This is a genomic window from Arthrobacter sp. M4, from assembly GCF_020251205.1.
Taxonomy (GTDB): domain Bacteria; phylum Actinomycetota; class Actinomycetes; order Actinomycetales; family Micrococcaceae; genus Arthrobacter.
In genome coordinates this window covers 219,733-237,392 of sequence record NZ_JAIWYX010000004.1, presented here as the reverse complement: position 1 = coordinate 237,392, position 17,660 = coordinate 219,733, and the positions used below count along the sequence as shown (strand labels likewise).

The 17,660-nt window shown below is 61.1% G+C and carries 10 protein-coding genes; 5 read left to right on the top strand and 5 right to left on the bottom strand.

Annotation, left to right across the window (positions count from 1 at the left end):
* Positions 1-633 precede the first annotated feature (633 nt).
* Both LD110_RS09535 and LD110_RS09530 read left to right on the top strand, forming a co-directional pair.
* Positions 634-3,171 (top strand): carboxypeptidase-like regulatory domain-containing protein, encoded by a 2,538-nt coding sequence (locus tag LD110_RS09535; protein WP_225498562.1) that lies wholly within the window; start codon positions 634-636, stop codon positions 3,169-3,171.
* A 241-nt stretch (positions 3,172-3,412) separates the two neighbouring features.
* Positions 3,413-5,836, top strand: coding sequence for a fibronectin type III domain-containing protein (locus tag LD110_RS09530; RefSeq protein ID WP_225498561.1), 2,424 nt, complete (start codon positions 3,413-3,415; stop codon positions 5,834-5,836).
* Positions 5,837-5,973: 137 nt separating this feature from the next.
* Here the strand turns inward: LD110_RS09530 and LD110_RS09525 are convergent, their stop codons facing one another.
* Positions 5,974-8,520: a carboxypeptidase regulatory-like domain-containing protein gene (locus LD110_RS09525; protein ID WP_225498560.1), complete on the bottom strand. Its 2,547-nt coding sequence runs from the start codon at positions 8,518-8,520 to the stop codon at positions 5,974-5,976.
* A 642-nt stretch (positions 8,521-9,162) separates the two neighbouring features.
* On the bottom strand, positions 9,163-10,557 hold the full coding sequence (locus LD110_RS09520; protein WP_225498559.1) for an IS1380 family transposase: 1,395 nt from the start codon (positions 10,555-10,557) through the stop codon (positions 9,163-9,165).
* Between the two features lie 172 nt (positions 10,558-10,729).
* Between LD110_RS09520 and LD110_RS09515 the strand changes: the two genes are divergently transcribed.
* Positions 10,730-11,440: a response regulator transcription factor gene (locus LD110_RS09515; protein WP_225498558.1), complete on the top strand. Its 711-nt coding sequence runs from the start codon at positions 10,730-10,732 to the stop codon at positions 11,438-11,440.
* A gap of 12 nt (positions 11,441-11,452) precedes the next feature.
* On the opposite strand, the gene LD110_RS09510 is transcribed toward LD110_RS09515, so the two are convergent.
* The 3 genes from LD110_RS09510 to LD110_RS09500 form a co-directional block, all read right to left on the bottom strand.
* Positions 11,453-12,949 (bottom strand): ATP-binding protein, encoded by a 1,497-nt coding sequence (locus LD110_RS09510; protein ID WP_225498557.1) that lies wholly within the window; start codon positions 12,947-12,949, stop codon positions 11,453-11,455.
* 1,289 nt (positions 12,950-14,238) lie between these two features.
* Positions 14,239-14,805: a hypothetical protein gene (locus tag LD110_RS09505; RefSeq protein WP_225498556.1), complete on the bottom strand. Its 567-nt coding sequence runs from the start codon at positions 14,803-14,805 to the stop codon at positions 14,239-14,241.
* 56 nt (positions 14,806-14,861) lie between these two features.
* Positions 14,862-16,364 (bottom strand): alkaline phosphatase, encoded by a 1,503-nt coding sequence (locus LD110_RS09500; RefSeq protein WP_225498555.1) that lies wholly within the window; start codon positions 16,362-16,364, stop codon positions 14,862-14,864.
* A gap of 297 nt (positions 16,365-16,661) precedes the next feature.
* Between LD110_RS09500 and LD110_RS09495 the strand changes: the two genes are divergently transcribed.
* Together LD110_RS09495 and LD110_RS09490 are read left to right on the top strand one after the other, a co-directional pair.
* The gene (locus LD110_RS09495; protein ID WP_225498554.1) at positions 16,662-16,802 is read left to right on the top strand and encodes a hypothetical protein; all 141 of its coding nucleotides are present in this window, start codon (positions 16,662-16,664) and stop codon (positions 16,800-16,802) included.
* A gap of 366 nt (positions 16,803-17,168) precedes the next feature.
* Positions 17,169-17,462 (top strand): hypothetical protein, encoded by a 294-nt coding sequence (locus LD110_RS09490; RefSeq protein ID WP_225498553.1) that lies wholly within the window; start codon positions 17,169-17,171, stop codon positions 17,460-17,462.
* Positions 17,463-17,660: the final 198 nt, after the last annotated feature.

The following is a 17,660-nucleotide window of genomic DNA, read 5'->3' as shown; positions in this document are numbered from 1 at the left end:
CCGCAAATGCCCAGGGCCACTTTCATGGCCGTAGGAAGCCGCCCATGCCGTTTGGCCCAAATCGCAGCTCCGCAACCCAACAATGCGATGGTCAGCTTAATCCATGCGAAGCGGAAAAGACCGCCCGGCTGGAATGCACAAACTGAAAAGACTATAAGGAAGATGGCGTACGCGTCTGGTCGAAGGCGGGACGTTGTCCATTTACCAAGCAACAGAACTGAACCCCTCGAATGACGGCATGGACGTCACCTTATCTCGGCACGGTCATCAGGATTGGATTATGTCGCCATTGGACACAGTGCGTCCAATGGCAGAAAAGGGAAAGAAATATTCGAACATCTTCCGTTTGTCCATCGACTGTACTATAAGCTCTCATTTTAGGTGGGGGGGCACCTGACCTCTGCCGTTTGCGCATCAGAACGACCGGAGGTTTCCTTAATGCGAGTCCCTAAACGAAGGGTGCTGTATCCTGTGCCCTTCCTTTCCCTATTATTGGCAACCCTATTAGTCCCATTGGGGGCTGGTCCTGCCTCAGCAGCGAATACTGCATCACTTTCCGGCACGGTAACTGTGCCCATAGGTGAGGACGTTACGAAGGTTCTGGTTCATCTGCGGGCGTGCCCACCAAGCTACATGGATTGTGTTGAGGCTCAAACCAGTCCCGCAGCGAACGGAACATATTCCTTTACAGGGCTGCCAGGGGGCAATTACAACGTTAACTTCGATGGACAAAACCAGATCAACGTTCTTCCGGAGTATGCGTACGGAACGCTGACCGAAGGACAAGCCAGCGTCGCCAATACCACAATGTCCGTTGGCGCCATTGTTTCGGGCAAAGTCTCAATTCCCGCAGGTGAAATCGCCACCAACGTTTCCATCGCGGTCGGATACGGAAACCAAGGCGCGAAGGTAAAGGCAGACGGAACCTTTCGAGTATTGGGTGTCAGCGAGGGACGCACCACGGTGTCATTCTCCAGCGATAAAATCCCACACACCTTCTATCCCGGTGTGCCTGATATTCCATCTGCCCAACGAGTTTTTCCTGTTCTCGGTCAGGAAACCAACCTGCCTGTGACGGTACCTCTCGTGCTGGGTGGATTCATCAAAGGCAGCGTCACAGCCCCTGCGCAGGCGAGCACCTATCAGCTGTTTGCCGCAACAACCCGCTGGAGCGATGCGGCAGATTACAACGTGGACGCTCGGTATAACTCCGGCCCACCATTGGGCAGTGATGGGACTTATACATCGGGCCCGCTATGGCCCGGAGACTACAGGGTCCGGTTCTCGGGTAGCGGTGCGAGCAGTGACTTAACCCCAATCTCCTTTGCGGCGAAGTGGTACAGCAACTCATCAACTCCGTCACAGGCCACGAAGGTGACGGTCCAAAGCGGCCAGACCGTAAGCAACATTAGCGCTTCGCTGTCAATTGGCGGATCGATCAAAGGAAAACTCCTCAACCTCGAAGGACAGCAACCGAGCTATTCCACGGAAATACAGGTACTGGACTCCCAGGGCTTCGCAGTTGCCAGCACGGGTCCTTATGGTGGATCCACCGGGCAGTTTGAACTCTCAGGACTAGCGGCTGGCACCTACCGCGTTGCCTTTAACAGAGGCAGTGGTTACGCCTTGGAGGAAGCGCAGTTTTACCAGGGGCAACACGAGTCCGCAGGGCTCGCCTCCGGCGCCGCTGTTAGCGTGACAGCTGGGCAGGCGACCAACCTTGCCGATTCTCAATTGACTCTGGGCGGCAGCTTTTCCGGACAAGTGAACGGTCCCGACGGCCAGCCGCTCCAAGACGCCGCGGTCCATGCTTACACCGAAGACGGCAGTCTCGTCACCCGTAGCGCCCGCACAGGACCTGACGGCCGCTTCACCATTGGTGGCTTGACCACAGGACAATACAAGTTGAAGGTCAACGCCGACGGTCGCATTCCCGATATCGGATTCCTCTATTCGGGAAACACTAAAGACTCAGCCACGGCCGCTTTGGTCTCAGCAACGGCAGGCGCCACCAAGGATGTGGGGATTCTTTCCTATGCCCCGGCCCCGACCCCCGGCATCCCGGGTGGTTCGGTACCGATCACGCCTACCCGTTTCCTGGATACGCGCTCGTTGTCGGGACCGGTCGCGGCCGGAGGATCCATCTCCTTCAAAGCTGCGGGCGTGAACGGTATCCCATCCGACGCCTCTGCAGTGGTGGTGAACCTGACGGTTACCGAAACGAAGGCAGCAGGCTTTCTTACTGCCTACGCCTCCGGATCGGTAAAGCCCAACGCCTCGAACGTCAACTACGGGCCCGGACAGACCGTCCCGAACCTGGCGGTCGTACCCGTCGGGCCTGATGGGAAGGTGACCATCTCCAACACCTCGTCCGGCAGCGCACAAGTGATCGCCGATATCTCGGCCTACTTCAAGGGCGGAACGCCGACGGCGCCAGGAGCGTTCGTTGCCACGGCACCTTCGCGGTTCCTAGACACGCGCGGCTCCACGGGACCGGTCGCAGCGGGCGGTAACGTGTCCTTCCAGGCCGGCGGAGTGAACGGTATCCCGGCCAACGCCTCTGCCGTCGTCGTGAACCTCACCGTCACCGAGACAAAAGCTGCCGGGTTTCTCACCGCCTACGCGTCCGGATCAGCGAAGCCCAACGCTTCGAATGTGAATTATGGCCCGGCCCAGACGGTGCCGAACCTGGCCGTCGTGCCGGTTGGACCAGACGGGAAGGTCACTATTTCGAACACCTCGTCCGGTACCGCCCAGGTCATAGCTGACGTCTCCGGTTACTTCCTGCCCGGCGACCCGGTGGACTCCGGTGCCTTCGGGAAGATCACGCCCACCAGGTTCCTGGATACGCGGTCAACAAGCCCGGTCATTTCCGGCGGTGCCGTCTCTTTCCAAGCCGCTGGCCTCAACGGAGTCCCTGCCAACGCGGCCGGCATTTGGGTCAACCTCACGGTGACCCAGTCCAACTCCTTCGGATACCTCACCGGGTACGCTTCCGGCGCAGCCAAACCAAATTCATCCAACGTAAATTACGCAGCAGGCCAAACCGTGCCGAACCTGGCATATCTGCCCATCGGCTCGGACGGCAAGGTCACCATAGCCAACACCGAATCAGGAACGTATTCCACGGTCCACATCATCGCCGACGTTTCCGGTTACACCCTTAAGTAAAGCAACCAAGCTAGTCAGACCCGGGTCCCATAGATAGGGACCCGGGTCTTTCTGGACCTCATGCACCACACGATTTCTTAGGAAATTCCGAAGAGTCCATCTTTGGCCTTGAAACCATCCTCAGCGAAAGCGATTATTTATGAGCTTCCGGAAACGTCGCGCCGGTCTGACGGCGTTGACTGCTTTGATTCTTCTTCTGCAACTTGTTTTCCAAGCCAATGCTCCGGCCCACGCTGAAACTGTGAGCCGCGCCGCTCTACCTGCTGCAACTTCCATGGATCCCACCTGCCGGGACGTTTTGATCATGGGTGTTGCCGGCTCTGGGCAATCCGGGTTCGGCAGGGAAGTGCAAATCGCCGTGGACGAACTCTCCCTAAATATTTCATCCAAGAAAACCGTGCGAAGCATGGCTCTGAACTACCCGGCAGCATCAATTGATGTATTGAAAGATGACCTTGCCATAGCGCTATTGCTTCAGTCTCCTTGGAACTACTTCGCTTCCGTCGGAGACGGTACGGTGTCGCTCATTAATCACTTGTCAGACGAAGCACTGCGTTGTCCAGACGAGAAATGGGTGCTTGTCGGTTATTCCCAGGGAGCCCTTGTCATCAACCAAACCAGCTCGTTCCTAAGCTCTTGGGCCTGGCGAATTTCCGGAGTAATTATGATTGCAGATCCTGCACGAACCGCAACTTCCGGCAGACCAAACTATGGCAATGCTCAACCGGGCAACGGAATAACTGTTGCATTGCCGGCTTATCCTGCGGCGCATTATTCGTCCGCCCTGTCCGGCCTTACGGTGGACGTGTGCAATGAAGTTGACGTGGTGTGCGACTTCTCGAATCTCAGCCTGGCCGGAGTTCTCTACAACAAGGGAACAGAGGTGCATTCGGGTTACACCACCTCGACCATACAGCTGGCCACAGCCCCGGCCACAGCGCGGGCCATCCAGGCCCAGCCAGCTGCCCAGATGTTTCAGCCGCAGGCCGTTTCCACCGGCTACGGAAAGATTCTTGTTTCTTGGTCCCCCGCGCGCGAACGTGGTTTGTCCGTAACTGCCTACCGCCTGATACTGACCAGTACGGACGTACAGTTTCCCCGGGTAGTGGATCAGCCAGCCAACGCCACCAGCGCCACCATCTCTGACCTACGCGGCGGCTCAACGTACAGCATCACCATCTCAGCGATGAGCGGCTACCAGTCGTCATTGGCCTCGCCGCCCTTTGTGATAAAGGTTCCACCAACGCCGCCGGAGATCATCTATGCCCCCACCTTGAAGTCACGAACAACAACATCGCTGACGCTGTCTTGGGGTGCTCCTTCCTTTGACGGAGGTTCTCCGCTGACTGGTTATCGAATTACGGCTGAAGAGAGTCCTACTACCGTGGGCGGGAAGGTGATGTCGACGGTTGTCCCCATAGATGGAACGCGAAGTGGCACCATCGGAGGCCTCAAGCCCGGGACTTTCTATCATGTCGTCGTCGATCCATGTAACGCCGTTGGTTGCGCGGAGAATTCAGAACCAAACGCGTTTATGACGGAACCCAAGGTGTTCCAGCCGCCCAAAGACGCCGGATCACTCATAGCAGTATCTCCGTCCCGTTTGTTGGATACCCGCGCTTCGGCTGCGGTGGGTGCGGATTCGACGGTGTCGTTTCAGGTTGGCGGGGTGAATGGTGTGCCGGCCGATGTTTCGGCGGTGGTGTTCAACCTGACGGTGACGGAGGCGAAGTCCTTTGGCTTTGTCACCGCGTATGCTTCCGGGACCGCGCGGCCGAATGCGTCGAATGTGAACTTCGCGGAGGGGCAGACGGTGCCGAATTCGGTCACGGTTCCGGTTGGCGCGGACGGAAAGGTGACCTTGTTCAACCGGTCCTCCGGGAGTGTGCAGTTGATAGCGGACGTCTCCGGCTACTACCTGCCGGGGACGCCAACGGCTCCGGGCACTTTCCAGGGCATCGGCCCTTCCCGGCTTCTGGATACGCGCGCTTCGGCTGCGGTGGGTGCGGATTCGACGGTGTCGTTTCAGGTTGGCGGGGTGAATGGTGTGCCGGCCGATGTTTCGGCGGTGGTGTTCAACCTGACGGTGACGGAGGCGAAGTCCTTTGGCTTTGTCACCGCGTATGCTTCCGGGACCGCGCGGCCGAATGCGTCGAATGTGAATTTCGCGGAGGGGCAGACGGTGCCGAATTCGGTCACGGTTCCGGTTGGCGCGGACGGAAAGGTGACCTTGTTCAACCGGTCCTCCGGGAGTGTGCAGTTGATAGCGGACGTCTCCGGCTACTACCTGCCGGGGACACCAACGGCTCCGGGCACTTTCCAGGGCATCGGCCCTTCCCGGCTTCTGGATACGCGCGCTTCGGCTGCGGTGGGTGCGGATTCGACGGTGTCGTTTCTGGTTGGCGGGGTGAATGGTGTGCCGGCCGATGTTTCGGCGGTGGTGTTCAACCTGACGGTGACGGAGGCGAAGTCCTTTGGCTTTGTCACCGCGTATGCTTCCGGGACCGCGCGGCCGAATGCGTCGAATGTGAATTTCGCCGAGGGGCAGACGGTGCCGAATTCGGTCACGGTTCCGGTTGGCGCGGACGGAAAGGTGACCTTGTTCAACCGGTCCTCCGGGAGTGTGCAGTTGATAGCGGACGTCTCCGGCTACTACCTGCGCTGAGAATAGGTAGCCCGACCTTGAATGTGGTCACGGGCAGATAAGCCGGGCAAACCAAGCGACCCCGGCCAGGAAGTATCCTGGCCGGGGTCGCCCGCGTGAACGGTTACAGCACATCACTGCCTGTGTCGACGGGATGGCTACTTCAACACATACCCCGAAACATCGGCAATGATTTGTGCGGTGCCGGAAGACGTGTTGGCCACGCTGACGCGGCCGTCCGCCCCGACGGGCAGGTAAGCCAGGTTTGGAACAGTCTGTCCGCCGGCGTAATTCACGTTGGATGCATTCGGTTTGGCGGACCCGGATGCGAAGCCCGTCAGGAACCCGAATGACTGGGTTTCGGTGACTGTTAGGTTCACCCAAACCCCGGCCACGTTGGCTGGAACACCCTTGACTCCCGCGACAGCAAACGAGACGCGGCTTCCGCCCGCAACAGGACCAGAGGACGTACGGGTGTCCAGGAAGCGCGTAGGGGCTATTTTCCCGAAGGCACCTGGTTCGGTGGCAGTTCCCGGCAAGAAGTACCCGGACACGTCGCCAATAATTTGCACCGAACCGGACGAGGTATTGGACAAGATCACTTTCCCGTCGGCACCCACGGGCACTACCACGAGGTTCGGAACTGTTTGTCCTGCCGCGTAGTTGACGTTGGATGCGTTGGGTTTTGCAGATCCTGAAGCATAGGCGGTGATGAAACCAAAGGATGAAGGTTCGGTCACTGTCACATTCATCACCACTGCAGCAGCGTTGGCGGGAACGCCTCCTGTTCCTGCCACTTGGACCGCCACAGATCCTCCGGGACCCACCCGAGATGCCGTGCGCGTGTCAAGGAATCGGCTTGGACTAATCGGTTGGAAAGCCCCGGGAACCGACGGAACGCCGCCGCGGTAGTAGGCGGCCACGTCGGCGATGAGCTGAACGCTGCCTGATGATGTGTTGGAGAGGGTCACCTTACCGTCAGCACCGATGGGAACCACCGCCAGGTTCGGCACAGTCTGCCCGGTGGCGTAGTTCAGGTTCGACGCGTTTGGCTTCGGCGTGCCCGACGCGTGGGCAGTGACAAAACCGAACGAACTGGGTTCGGTCACCGTGATGTTCATAACGACCGCCGAGGCATCCGCAGGGACCCCATTAGCCCCGGCGATGGTGAAGGACACCGATCCGCCTGGGCCTACCTTCGCGGTATTCCGTGTATCCAGGAACCGCGTGGGTGGAATGGAGACAGCAAGGCCAGGCAGCGACGGCGTCGGCGCCGGGGGAGCGTAGGATATAACACCGACTTCGGTCAGAGCTCCGGGGGCAGCTGCGAAGGACCGTGCCGCAGTAGCGTCCCTGGTGTCTCCGAGGTACATGCTCCCGATCCCGGGCAGGCGCCCGTCTGGATTGGCCACCAGTTTGTAATTCCCTGTGCTGAGGCCGCTGATCGAGAACCCGCCAAACTGGTCTGTAGTTGCGCTCCGGGCCACCAGCACGCCGCCGTCGGTGAACGCCTGAACCATGGCATTGACCAACGGTTTGCCGTCCGGTCCGACGACGGAACCTGTGACACGGCCCCCAGCCCGCAGCGTGGCGCCATTCAGGTTGGTGGATGTTCCTTCGGCGAGGGACAACACCGCGCCGGATCCCATCCCCGCCGATTCGGGTTTCCCGTCGTAGTACTGCACCTCATCGGCGGAACCGTCTTCCCGGGCGAAGGCAACTCTGTAGTTGCCGGGATAGATGTTGCCGAATCCAAACCTTCCCCGACCGTCCGAGTGGGTACGTTGGACGAGCCTCCCGTTCATATCCAGCAGATCAACGGAGGGGTAGAACTGGCTGCCCCAGACATTCCCTCCCACTGTGGCAGGACGCTTTAGCCGGAAGTTAATAGAATTGGCCACCTGCCCGGGGACCACCGTCACGGCAACTCCCGTGGGAGCAATATCGGTCTGCCCATAAAATTCCTCAATTATTGTTCCTGGAATGTTGGAGAGGAATTTGATCCGGTAACTGCCAGCCCCAAGCCTATTGAAAGTGTATGAGCCTGCGCCGTCGGTTTCGGTTGATACCACCCCTGCCAACGGAGATCCATTGCCAGGATCGAATAATGCCTCCACCATTGCCCCGGACACGGCCTGGCCATCTGGCCCTGTGAGGCGTCCACTGATGGTGGCCGGTACTGTAAGCGCGGCATTAATGTTCCGGACAGTCTGTCCAGTCCCAATTTGGACTGGCGTCGCCGCGGACTTTGCCGCTACTCCGTTGTAAAACTGGCTGGCTACTGAATTTTGCGTGCTAAAGAACGAAACCGTGTATGTGTCGGACTTTAGGTGGCCGATGTCGAAATGTCCGTCTGTCAGGTAGGCGTTTCCCTCGCCTCCATTAGTTCCGGCGGCGTAGATCTCAATATCCGCTGGGTTTACGCCGACTGGTAGCGACACTGACCCGGTTATGTGGCCTGCAGCTTCCAAGGTAATGTCCACACCTGTCCGTGTGCCTCCGCTGCTGAGGTCAATGTAGCTGCGTTGGCCCGATCCATCCGGGCTGTAAACACCATCCACTACATCTGCAAAGTTTGCACGCACTGAGACCCAATATGTCCCTGCCGGCAGGGAGGCGCTTGTGTAATTGCCGTCAGCTCCGGGCTGGACGCTTGCAGCTTCTGGCGGGATTGGCGTGAAGCTGTGAAAGTCAACAATGGTCAAAGAGGGGTCTTGCCCGGCCGGAACAAACACTTTCCCTGATATGACGGCGGGCGTCACAGCAACGGCCGGTTTCGAGGCGGCCAGGCTGGAAAGCATCAGAAGGCATGCCATGACAGCGCACAGCAGAAAGCGAACGGGCGCTGGCCAATTGAACGGATAATTGGGCAAAGGAGTAGATCGCGCTTTCAAAAGAACCCCCATTATTCACGATGACCCCGGAGAGTGGCCATTAGTCGGTGGACTGGAACTGGGAATTAGTCTAGGAGTAGGAAGAAGGAAGTTCCGACAATGTGGCCGCTGTCTTTCAGCCCAGACCGGGTCGATGCCGAAAGAATTCGCACCCAAATGCGCATTGTGCCGACTTCCGAATCCCTTGCGGCCACGAGTACCAAATCATGGGGTCGGTTATCTGCAGCAGACACCGCGATGATTTGAGGCAACAGAAACTGGTGCCACCACGCCCTAGCCTCGATCTTTCATGAGGCGGGATTTCGACGGGTCCAGGGCTTACCGGCTGCCTGACATGGTCGATTCTGGCATGAGGGTGTGACGGTACGGCCGCTGACCGTGGCGGTTGGGCGCGGGCGGTTCCACTGCCGCCCGGGTTTTTCTTCCTCTGTCGATTCGTCGCTGTCCGGCCGGCTATGGCGGCGTGATGGTCCTCAGTCTGGCGAGGCCGTTCATTAGCAGGGTTGTTTCGGGAGCTGATGTGGCCAGATGCACGATGACCAGGCGGGCGTGCCGGCTGACCTTCCCCGCGATCTCGAAGACCCTTGCCCTCAGTTTTTTGGGTTCCCACCGTCTGACCTTGGTTCCGGCGAAGGCAAGCATTTGCGCCCAGGCAGTGATCTCGGCGGCGAGCATGACCAGGTGGCACCAGAGCGTGTTCGCTCCAAAGGAGTGCAGGGGCAGGTTTTGAAGGCCGGTGTCCTTGGCGCCCCGGATCCGGTCCTCGCAGCGGGCCCGCAGCCGGTGCCGCACCTCGAGGTCAGCGAGCTGTCCGCGGGCCTGGTTTGTCGCGAACGCCGTGTAGCGCATGCCGTCGAGGTCGGTGATGCGCAGCTGCGCGCCGGGGTGCGGGATTTCCTTGCGGACGATGACCCGTAGTCCATTGGGCCATGCCGAGAGTTCGAGCATGCCGGTGATGTCGGCGACCCAGGCACCGTCGCGCTCTTCCCCGTCGGGGTTGTAGGCCCGCGTCCACGCCCTGTCCGGGATGAGCGGCAGGACCTTTTCGACGGCGCCGTGGATCGGGAAACCGACCGAGTAGCCCAGGTTCCGGTGCTTTGCGCTGAGCCAGTGCAGGAATTCGTGCGTGCCGCCGGCCGAATCGGTGCGGATCATGATCTTCCTCCCGGACCGGTGCCCGGACGGGAGTTGTCTCAGGGCGTCCTTGACGACCTGGATGTGGTCGGCGGCGGTGTTGGCGCCCGCATTCCCCGGTCGAAGCACGATCGCCAGGGGCTCGCCGGTTCCCTCGGTGCCGTGGTCGATGAACGCGGCGAGCGGGTGGAAGCCATAGCCTTTCTTCCACGTCGGACGAGCGTGTTCCTTGTCTGAGTGGGCGGTCAGGAGCGTGGCATCGATGTCGATCACGACCGGGTTCGATGCGCTGGCGTTGTGCAGGGGTGAGGCATCTCCGGCCGCGGACCAGGCACGGGCGCGGGCTTCGGCGCGGGCCTTGTTGATCGCGGACAATGCCTTGGCCGGGTTGACCGTGGCGAGCACCTTGACCAGCCGGCTGACCGTGGGATCGGAGGCCACCAAACCGTAAACCTCCGGCTGGGTCCGGAGCCGGTCGACGTCAGCCAGGCAGTCCCCGCCGGTGGCCAGCGACAGGGCCTGATCGGTGAGAATCTTGCCCGGATCGTGCCGTGCGAAAGGCTTGTGCCAGGGCTCCAGCGCCGCGGACAACCCTGCCATCAACCCTGTCGCGCGGATTGTTTCGGTGAGCACGATCCCGCCAGCCTGGGACACCACCCCGGAGCCGGCGGAATCAACACGGACAGACGGATAGAACCCGGTAGACTTGCTCACCAGAAAGGTGCTCCCTTGAAGTGCGCGGAAATGGTGTGTGGTAACAACATTTTCCCAGTTCAGGAGCGCCTTTCGCCGCTTAAACACACCCCAGGACCTGCGCCCTCATGAAATACCGAGGCTAGGAGTACCTGGATGGTCGGGCGATCATGGAAGGGGAGGAGGCGCCGCCATGAAGCTGCTGCTCGTGGAAGATGAGAGGCTGCTGGCTGAGGCTGTCCGGCGCGGCTTGGTCAATGAGGGGTTTGTGGTTGACGTCGCCCATGACGGAGTCACCGGGCTTTGGGCTGCGGTGGAGAGCGCGTACGACGTTATCATCCTGGACATCAACCTGCCCCTGAAAAACGGCTACGACGTCCTGCGTGAGCTGCGTGAACGCCACAATTGGACCCCCGTGCTGATGCTCACAGCCAAAGACGGCGAATACGACCAGACGGACGCTTTCGAATTGGGCGCCGACGACTACTTGACCAAACCGTTCAGCTTCCTAATTCTGGTGGCCCGCATCCATGCCCTGATCCGCCGGGGCGCGCCCGCCAGGCCCGTGGTGCTGGAAGCAGGAACCCTCCGGCTTGACCCAGTAAGCCGACGAGTGACGCGCGGCGAGACCGCGATCAGCCTGACTGCCCGCGAATTCGGACTGCTTCACTTCCTCATGCGAAACCAAGGCCAGGTGGTGTCCAAGGGCGACATCCTGGACAACGTGTGGGATTCAGCCTTCGACGGCGGAGACAACGTAGTCGAGGTCTACATCGGCTACCTTCGCAAAAAGATCGACGCGCCGTTCGGCCTGCAGACACTGGCGACCGTTCGCGGTGCCGGCTACATGTTGGAGAGCGATCTGCCCGCCCACACCACCGATAAAGAGCCCGCTGGAAATTAGCAGCGTACGTGTTTAGAGCGCTTCGTCGAGTTGAATAACAGCCGGCGCCCCCGCAAGGGGAAGGGCCAGCTCAAAGCGACAGCCGCCGTCGGGCGCTTCAACGGTGCGCACCCAACCGCCGTGAGCAGCCATGATCGCAGCCGCGATCGCCAGACCCAGGCCACTCCCACCGCTTTCACGGGCGCGGCTCGCATCCAGCCGGACGAAACGCTCAAAGATCAGGCTCCGCTCGTCCACGGGAATTGCTTGCCCATCGTTGTCGATGGTGATGACCGCCAGATCCTGGTCCCTGCGCACCCCCACACTGATCCGGGACACCGCATGCCGGTTGGCGTTGTCCAAGACATTCCGAACGGCCTGGCCAAGGCGACGGACGTCGCCGGACACCCGCGCCGGATCAAGCTGCGCCTGGACCTCGTGGCTGCTGGTGGCGCGCAGACGCCGGACTTCGTCGCCCAGCACGTCGTCAAGGTCCACGTCGGCACTCTCCAGGCGCAGGCCGCCGTCGTTGGTTTTGGCGAGAGTCAGCAGGTCCTCCACCAGGACGCGCATGCGGGAAGTCTCACCGGTCAACACGTCTTTCATGTCTTGCCACGTTGCCCCGGAAGGATCGGCTGCCGCGATCTCCAGCCCCGCGCTGAGCGTGGCCAGCGGACTCCGCAGCTCATGGCTGGCATCGGAGACGAACCGGCGCTGTTCCCGGTCAGCCTGCTGCAAGCGGTCGAGCATCTCGTTCATAGTTCTGGCCAACGCCGCGATTTCGTCGGCAGTAGGCGGAACATCGACTCGTTCGTCCAGCATCCGCGCATTGATTTGGGCGACCTGCCCGCGAATTTTCTCCACCTGCCGGAGGGATCGTCCCACCAAAAGCCACACGCCCAGGCCAACGGCGAAAAGCAATACCGGGGAAGCGCCGACGATGAACCAGGCCACAGTCATGACCGTCCGTGCCTGCGCCTCGACGTTCTTTGCCACGACTACGATGTAAGACTTGCCCCCAACCTCGGCTCCTACGGCAACGATGAGGAAGTCCTCACCGGGTGCGATCCGCAGGTCGGTCACCCGCTCAGTGATGGTCTGCCCCGAACGGGGCCGCAGGGCCGTCAAAGCAGTTTGGGTGGCGGCCGGAACGGAACCAGCGGCCACTGAACCATTTGGTTGGAGGATCTGCGCGTACTGGCCTGAACGGGCGGAGTCCACCAAGTACTGCTGGGCATCCTTGATGTTGTCGTCCTTGATCTCGGCGACGATGGTGTTGGCGTCGCGCCGTGCTGCGGAATCCGACCACGATGTCAACGACGACTCCAACAGGAGCAAAAGCACCGCTGCGCCAAGCGCCAGCCCCAAAGCCAGCGCGACGACGGCAATCGCCGTCGCGCGCTTTCTCACGCCCCAACGCCTACGCGGGGTTTCTTCCTTGGAACGCGAGTCCTCCCGGTACATGATCCAAGGATGCGCCCGCATTTCCTCTTGGGCCAGACCCGGGTTTTCCCGCTCGGCGAGTGACATCCACGTTTACACCGTGGATGTCATCGGTTCGATCCATTTCGGGCGGAAGGCCTCCCCAGCGAGGGGAGGCCCGGCCGGTGCCGAGGTCAGCGGTGCGGTGAGAGTGACCGCAGATCATCCCGGCACCGAGCCGGTTCCGCGGCGCCAGGCGGTGAGACCGATCGCGGATGGACAGGACAATATCGTAAGCATGCTGTTGATGGAAGGGGTCGCATACGGAATCCGCCCGCTCAGCCTGCTCTCAGCTTCGATGGCACACACTGGTTCAATACCCGACCCGCCGGCGGACGGGGCCGGGGTGGAGCACGCAGGGCGCCGCCTCCGCCGTCGGCACCCGTACGTGAGGACTTGTTGGAAGGGACCGGCCTATGGCAGCACGTAGGTAATCGGCATTTGGCTTGAACCCGCGAGGACCCCAGACCTACCTCGCGGGTTCTTTTTATGCGCTGCTTCCGTCCGCCGTTGGCCAGGCAGCCTACCGGACCGTTCTGGCACCTGCGGAAAGCAATGAGCGGTGGTCAGAATTCGCACCCAAATGCGCGAATCTTGAGCTAATTCTTCTGGGAATTTTCGCGTTTGCGGCATTATCTGCTGAGCATCCCCCTCCACTATGGCTTCAACGATCCTCGGACTGGGGCCGGGGACGGAAGTCATTCGAAGGAGCACGCTGTGCCCGACGTGACCGCAGGCTGGGGCTGCCAGAGCACACACCGTGCAACGGCAGAACTGCGTGAACGCCGGAACGGCGCTGAGTCTGGGCTTCGGATGATTGTGTTGGTGCCCGCGCATGCGAGGCGGGCTTTGAGGCAAATCTGGGGTGCCTCTTGAGCCAGGCGCGACAGTCGGAGCAGTTCGTGGCCATGTCTAACGGCCACTCTGGTGACTCGGCTGACGAACTGTCGCGCCTGGCACACCCAACACAAACTGTGGCACTCACGGGGGTGGGAGAAGTATGCCCAGGACGCACACATCATCATTTGCATGGATGCGGACACCGTGTTGCCGCCCAACGCCTTCAAGGCACGGGTGGAGAAGTGTCAACGTGACGCCGACGGGTTGCTGGGGGATTCGTCGTCGAAATACGCCCTGCAGTCATCAGGCTCCCTGAGACCGCAAAAAGGCGACGAAAGGCATTGCTAGCTTTTATGGGGGGCGAGCAATGTATCGACTTCCGAGCTGGCTCCGCAATCTGGGGGCGGAGCCGGCCCGGAAATAATCGAAGAGATTTAAGCCATTACTCGATTCGAGTGGTGGCTTTTCCTTTTGTCCCCGAACATTGCCCCGCGGAGTTATTCGTTAACGAGGACGGGGACAGCCACGGCAGCGGAGACCGCCGTGTTGGCGGCGGCGGATGGAACAGCGATGCTGAACTCCTGGGTCTCTTCGGGCGGACCCGCATGCTGCTGCCCGTCGTCGTCGGCGTGGTGCTCAAAGCGGGCAGTACCCACCAGCTGGCCGGCCGCGTCGTAGAAGCCGGCCACAATCTGGAGTTCAAGCAGGTCACTGACGTCCGATGTGATCCTGACAGTTCCTTTGACCTGATGCCCATCGAAGGCGAGACCGTCGATCTGGAAGCGGTCATCAAAGGGCCCGGCCGCCCGTACCGCCTGTCCGGCCTGTGGATGGGCGTCTTTGAGGGAGGGGACATCAGGTTCGCCGGACGGAGCAGCAAGCCCCGGTAGCTGCGTCCGCACGGACGCACGCGTGGCAGTGTCGCCGGGCTGAACGGGGGCGGCAGAACAGCCCGCAAGGAGTCCGGTCGCTGCGAGGAGTACGACGGCGGCAAGGGCGGCGGCAGTGCGGGCTGCGGCTGCGGGGGCGGAGGCTGGTCGGGCGGAGGCTGGGAAATACTTCATGGTGGTCCTTGGGATGGTGCAGGGGCAGCCATGGCTGCCCCTGCACCGAGGTTTAGTTAGCGGAGGCGGAGGGCGTCGGTCACAATGCCGAAGAGCTCAGTGTTGTCCACCGTGCCCTGCATCTTTTCGGAGCCCGCTCCATAGGAGTAGATCGGAACGTCTGCACCCGTGTGGTTGCCGGAGAGGTACGTCAGCCAGAGGCTTGCCTCGCTGGTTCCGTCCTTGACGCTGGCAGGGTCGTCCGCAGTGCGGAACGTTGCCGGGGCGAAGTTGTGCGGATCGTTTGCACCGGCGCCGTTGACGATGCCGGTCGAGCGGGAGCTGTCCTTCGTGTTCCCGCCTGCGCGGCTAGGCGTGGAGTTGTTGGCGGGGTTGCCGCTGTCCACGTTCACCGGCGGGTTGGCGGCCTCGGCGTTGGTGAAGCTGCCCTTCTCGATGATGTTGAAGCCGGCACATTCGTGGTCGGCCGTCACGATCACCAGGGTGTGCCCGTCCTTCTTAGCGAAGTCCATAGCGACAGCCACCGCGTCGTCGAAGGCCTTGATCTCTTCAAGGGTCTGCGCTGCGTCGTTAGCGTGGGAGCGCTTGTCGATGAGGGCTCCCTCAACCTGCAGGTAGAAGCCCTTGCCCTGGTTGCCGTCCGTGGAGCTCAGCAGCTCGATGGACTTCTTGGTCATCTCCGAAAGCGTCGGCTCCTTGGCCTCAGCTGACGCCGGGTTGTCCTGCTTCGACTTCTCAATGGTGAGGTTGCCCTTGTTGAACAGGCCAAAGACCTTGCCGCTGGTGGTGCTGGCCAGGCTGTCTTTGGTGGCGACCGTCTGGGAGGTTGGCGAGCTGAGGACGTCGTAACCCTGATCGCGCAGGGCCTTCTCGTCGTTGGCGTCGAAACGGCTAAGGCCGCCGCCAAGGATCACGTCCGCGGTGCCGTTGCGGGCGATCTGCTTGGCCACTGGCGTGACGCGCAGGTCGTTGGTGGGCAGCTCAGCGCCACCGGTTACCGCGGTGTCCTGGCAGGACTTGGCGGAGTAGACCGGGCCCTGGCAACCCCGGGCCAGGACGTGGCTCATCTGTCCAGCGGGGGTAGCGTCTGTGATCTCGGCCGTGCTGACGTTGCCCGTGCGGTAGCCGGACTGCTTGGCCATTTCCATGACGGTGGGAACCATTGCGCCCTTGGCGTCGACGCCGAGGGCGGCGTTGTAGGTCTTAACTCCCGACGACCAGGCGGTGGCAGACGACGCGGAGTCGGTGACGTAGTTGGGGGCGAAGCCAGGCTGGCCCGGCTGCGCCGAGTTCTTCTGGACCGAGTACGTGCTGACGAAACCGTGGGACGGCAGGGTCTCCATGTTCAGACGGCCCGCGGCGCCGTAAAAACGCTCACGGCCAGCGGTGACGTGGGTGCGTCCCATGCCGTCGCCAAGCAGGTAGATGACGTTCTTGACGCGGCCGTCGTCGCTGGTTGGGGCAGCCGAAGCGGGTCCGGCCACGCCTGCACCGACTGTAGTGGCGATGATGGCGCCGACCGCAAAGGTCGAAGCAAACGCCGCAATGGTGCGCTTCATGATTTCCTCCAGGGATGCGTGGATCGGCGCCGGAAAATGGGCGCCGCGCCCGCGACGTTAGTTGCCTAGGGAAAGCTCGCCATGCAGTCAGGGCAAACGGGGGGAAGAATTGAAGTTAACAGTCAGAAATCCAGAAATTCTGGGACATGAGCAAAAACCCAAAAGAATGGGCGTCGTGGAAATAGTAAGAGGGCTGACATTATAGCGCCCGTTTTGTCACAGTCCGACGCCAATATCAGGTGGAATGCCGCCCGGCCTTATTCTGTCCCCATCCGATGATCTTGTGGAGGGGACACCATGGGAACGAAATCGAACTATTTGGACCGCATGCATAAGCGGGGGCTTAGGGAACGCAGGCTGAGGATGCTTTCCTACGTTCTGGTATCCCTGCTGGCTGTGGCGGCTTTAGCCGTGACAATCTACAGCCTGCTCACTTAGCGGAGTACAGGCGCGCGAAGGTCGGTCAGCCCGGCCAAACGCCTTTCAAGGGACAAACTTTCAACGACGGCCGTTGCTCACTTTGAGCCGCGGCCATTGTTTTCTGCCCACTTTGCGCGGTGGCCTTGGTGCGAGTTCGCTGGCCGACGGCGAATGGCGGGGCGGGCCGCCGTCGAAATTCAATATTCAGGACCCGGCCTCCTTATCCGGCTCCAAAAGGTCGCATTCGCCACCTGGACTGATGATTCCCGCCGTCGCCGCAGCGCTTGAAGCACGGAGTGGCCAGGGGGATACTGTGTGCCACCGGGGCGTCTGTATGAACTCCCGTTCGCGTCTCACCGACGTTCCAGGAACAAAGGAGGAACCATGAACCGGAAGTGGTACGTCCGCATGGTGGCGGCTGCGGCTATTTCTGGAGCCTGCGCGCTGGCCATGGGCGGGCCTGTGATGGCGGCAGGGCCATCGGGCAACGCGAGTTGCCTTGGCATAGAGGCTTCGGCGATTTCGCCGCCGGGGTCGTCGGAGGAGTTCCCGGGTGGCCTGCCGGACGTCGTGAGGTTTGTGAAGAGCCTGGAGGGCAAGTTCGGACCGGCCACAAGCCAGTTCGCGCAAATCCATGCTGGATCGCACGAGGCCTGCGACGCCGCGGTAGGAGGCTGAAAAACTCAGGAGGCAGCCAACAGGGTGACTTACGGGAGTCCCCGTTCCTTCTACAACAAAGGGAAGGCCTCGTTTGAATTGCTCCCCGAAAGTTGGACTGAGAATTCAGTTCTGACTTCCGGGGAGCAGTTTCATGTTCGAGAGCGGTTCATTGTCGGAGGGAGTGACGCAGTTCACTGACCTGTCAATTCGGCTTGG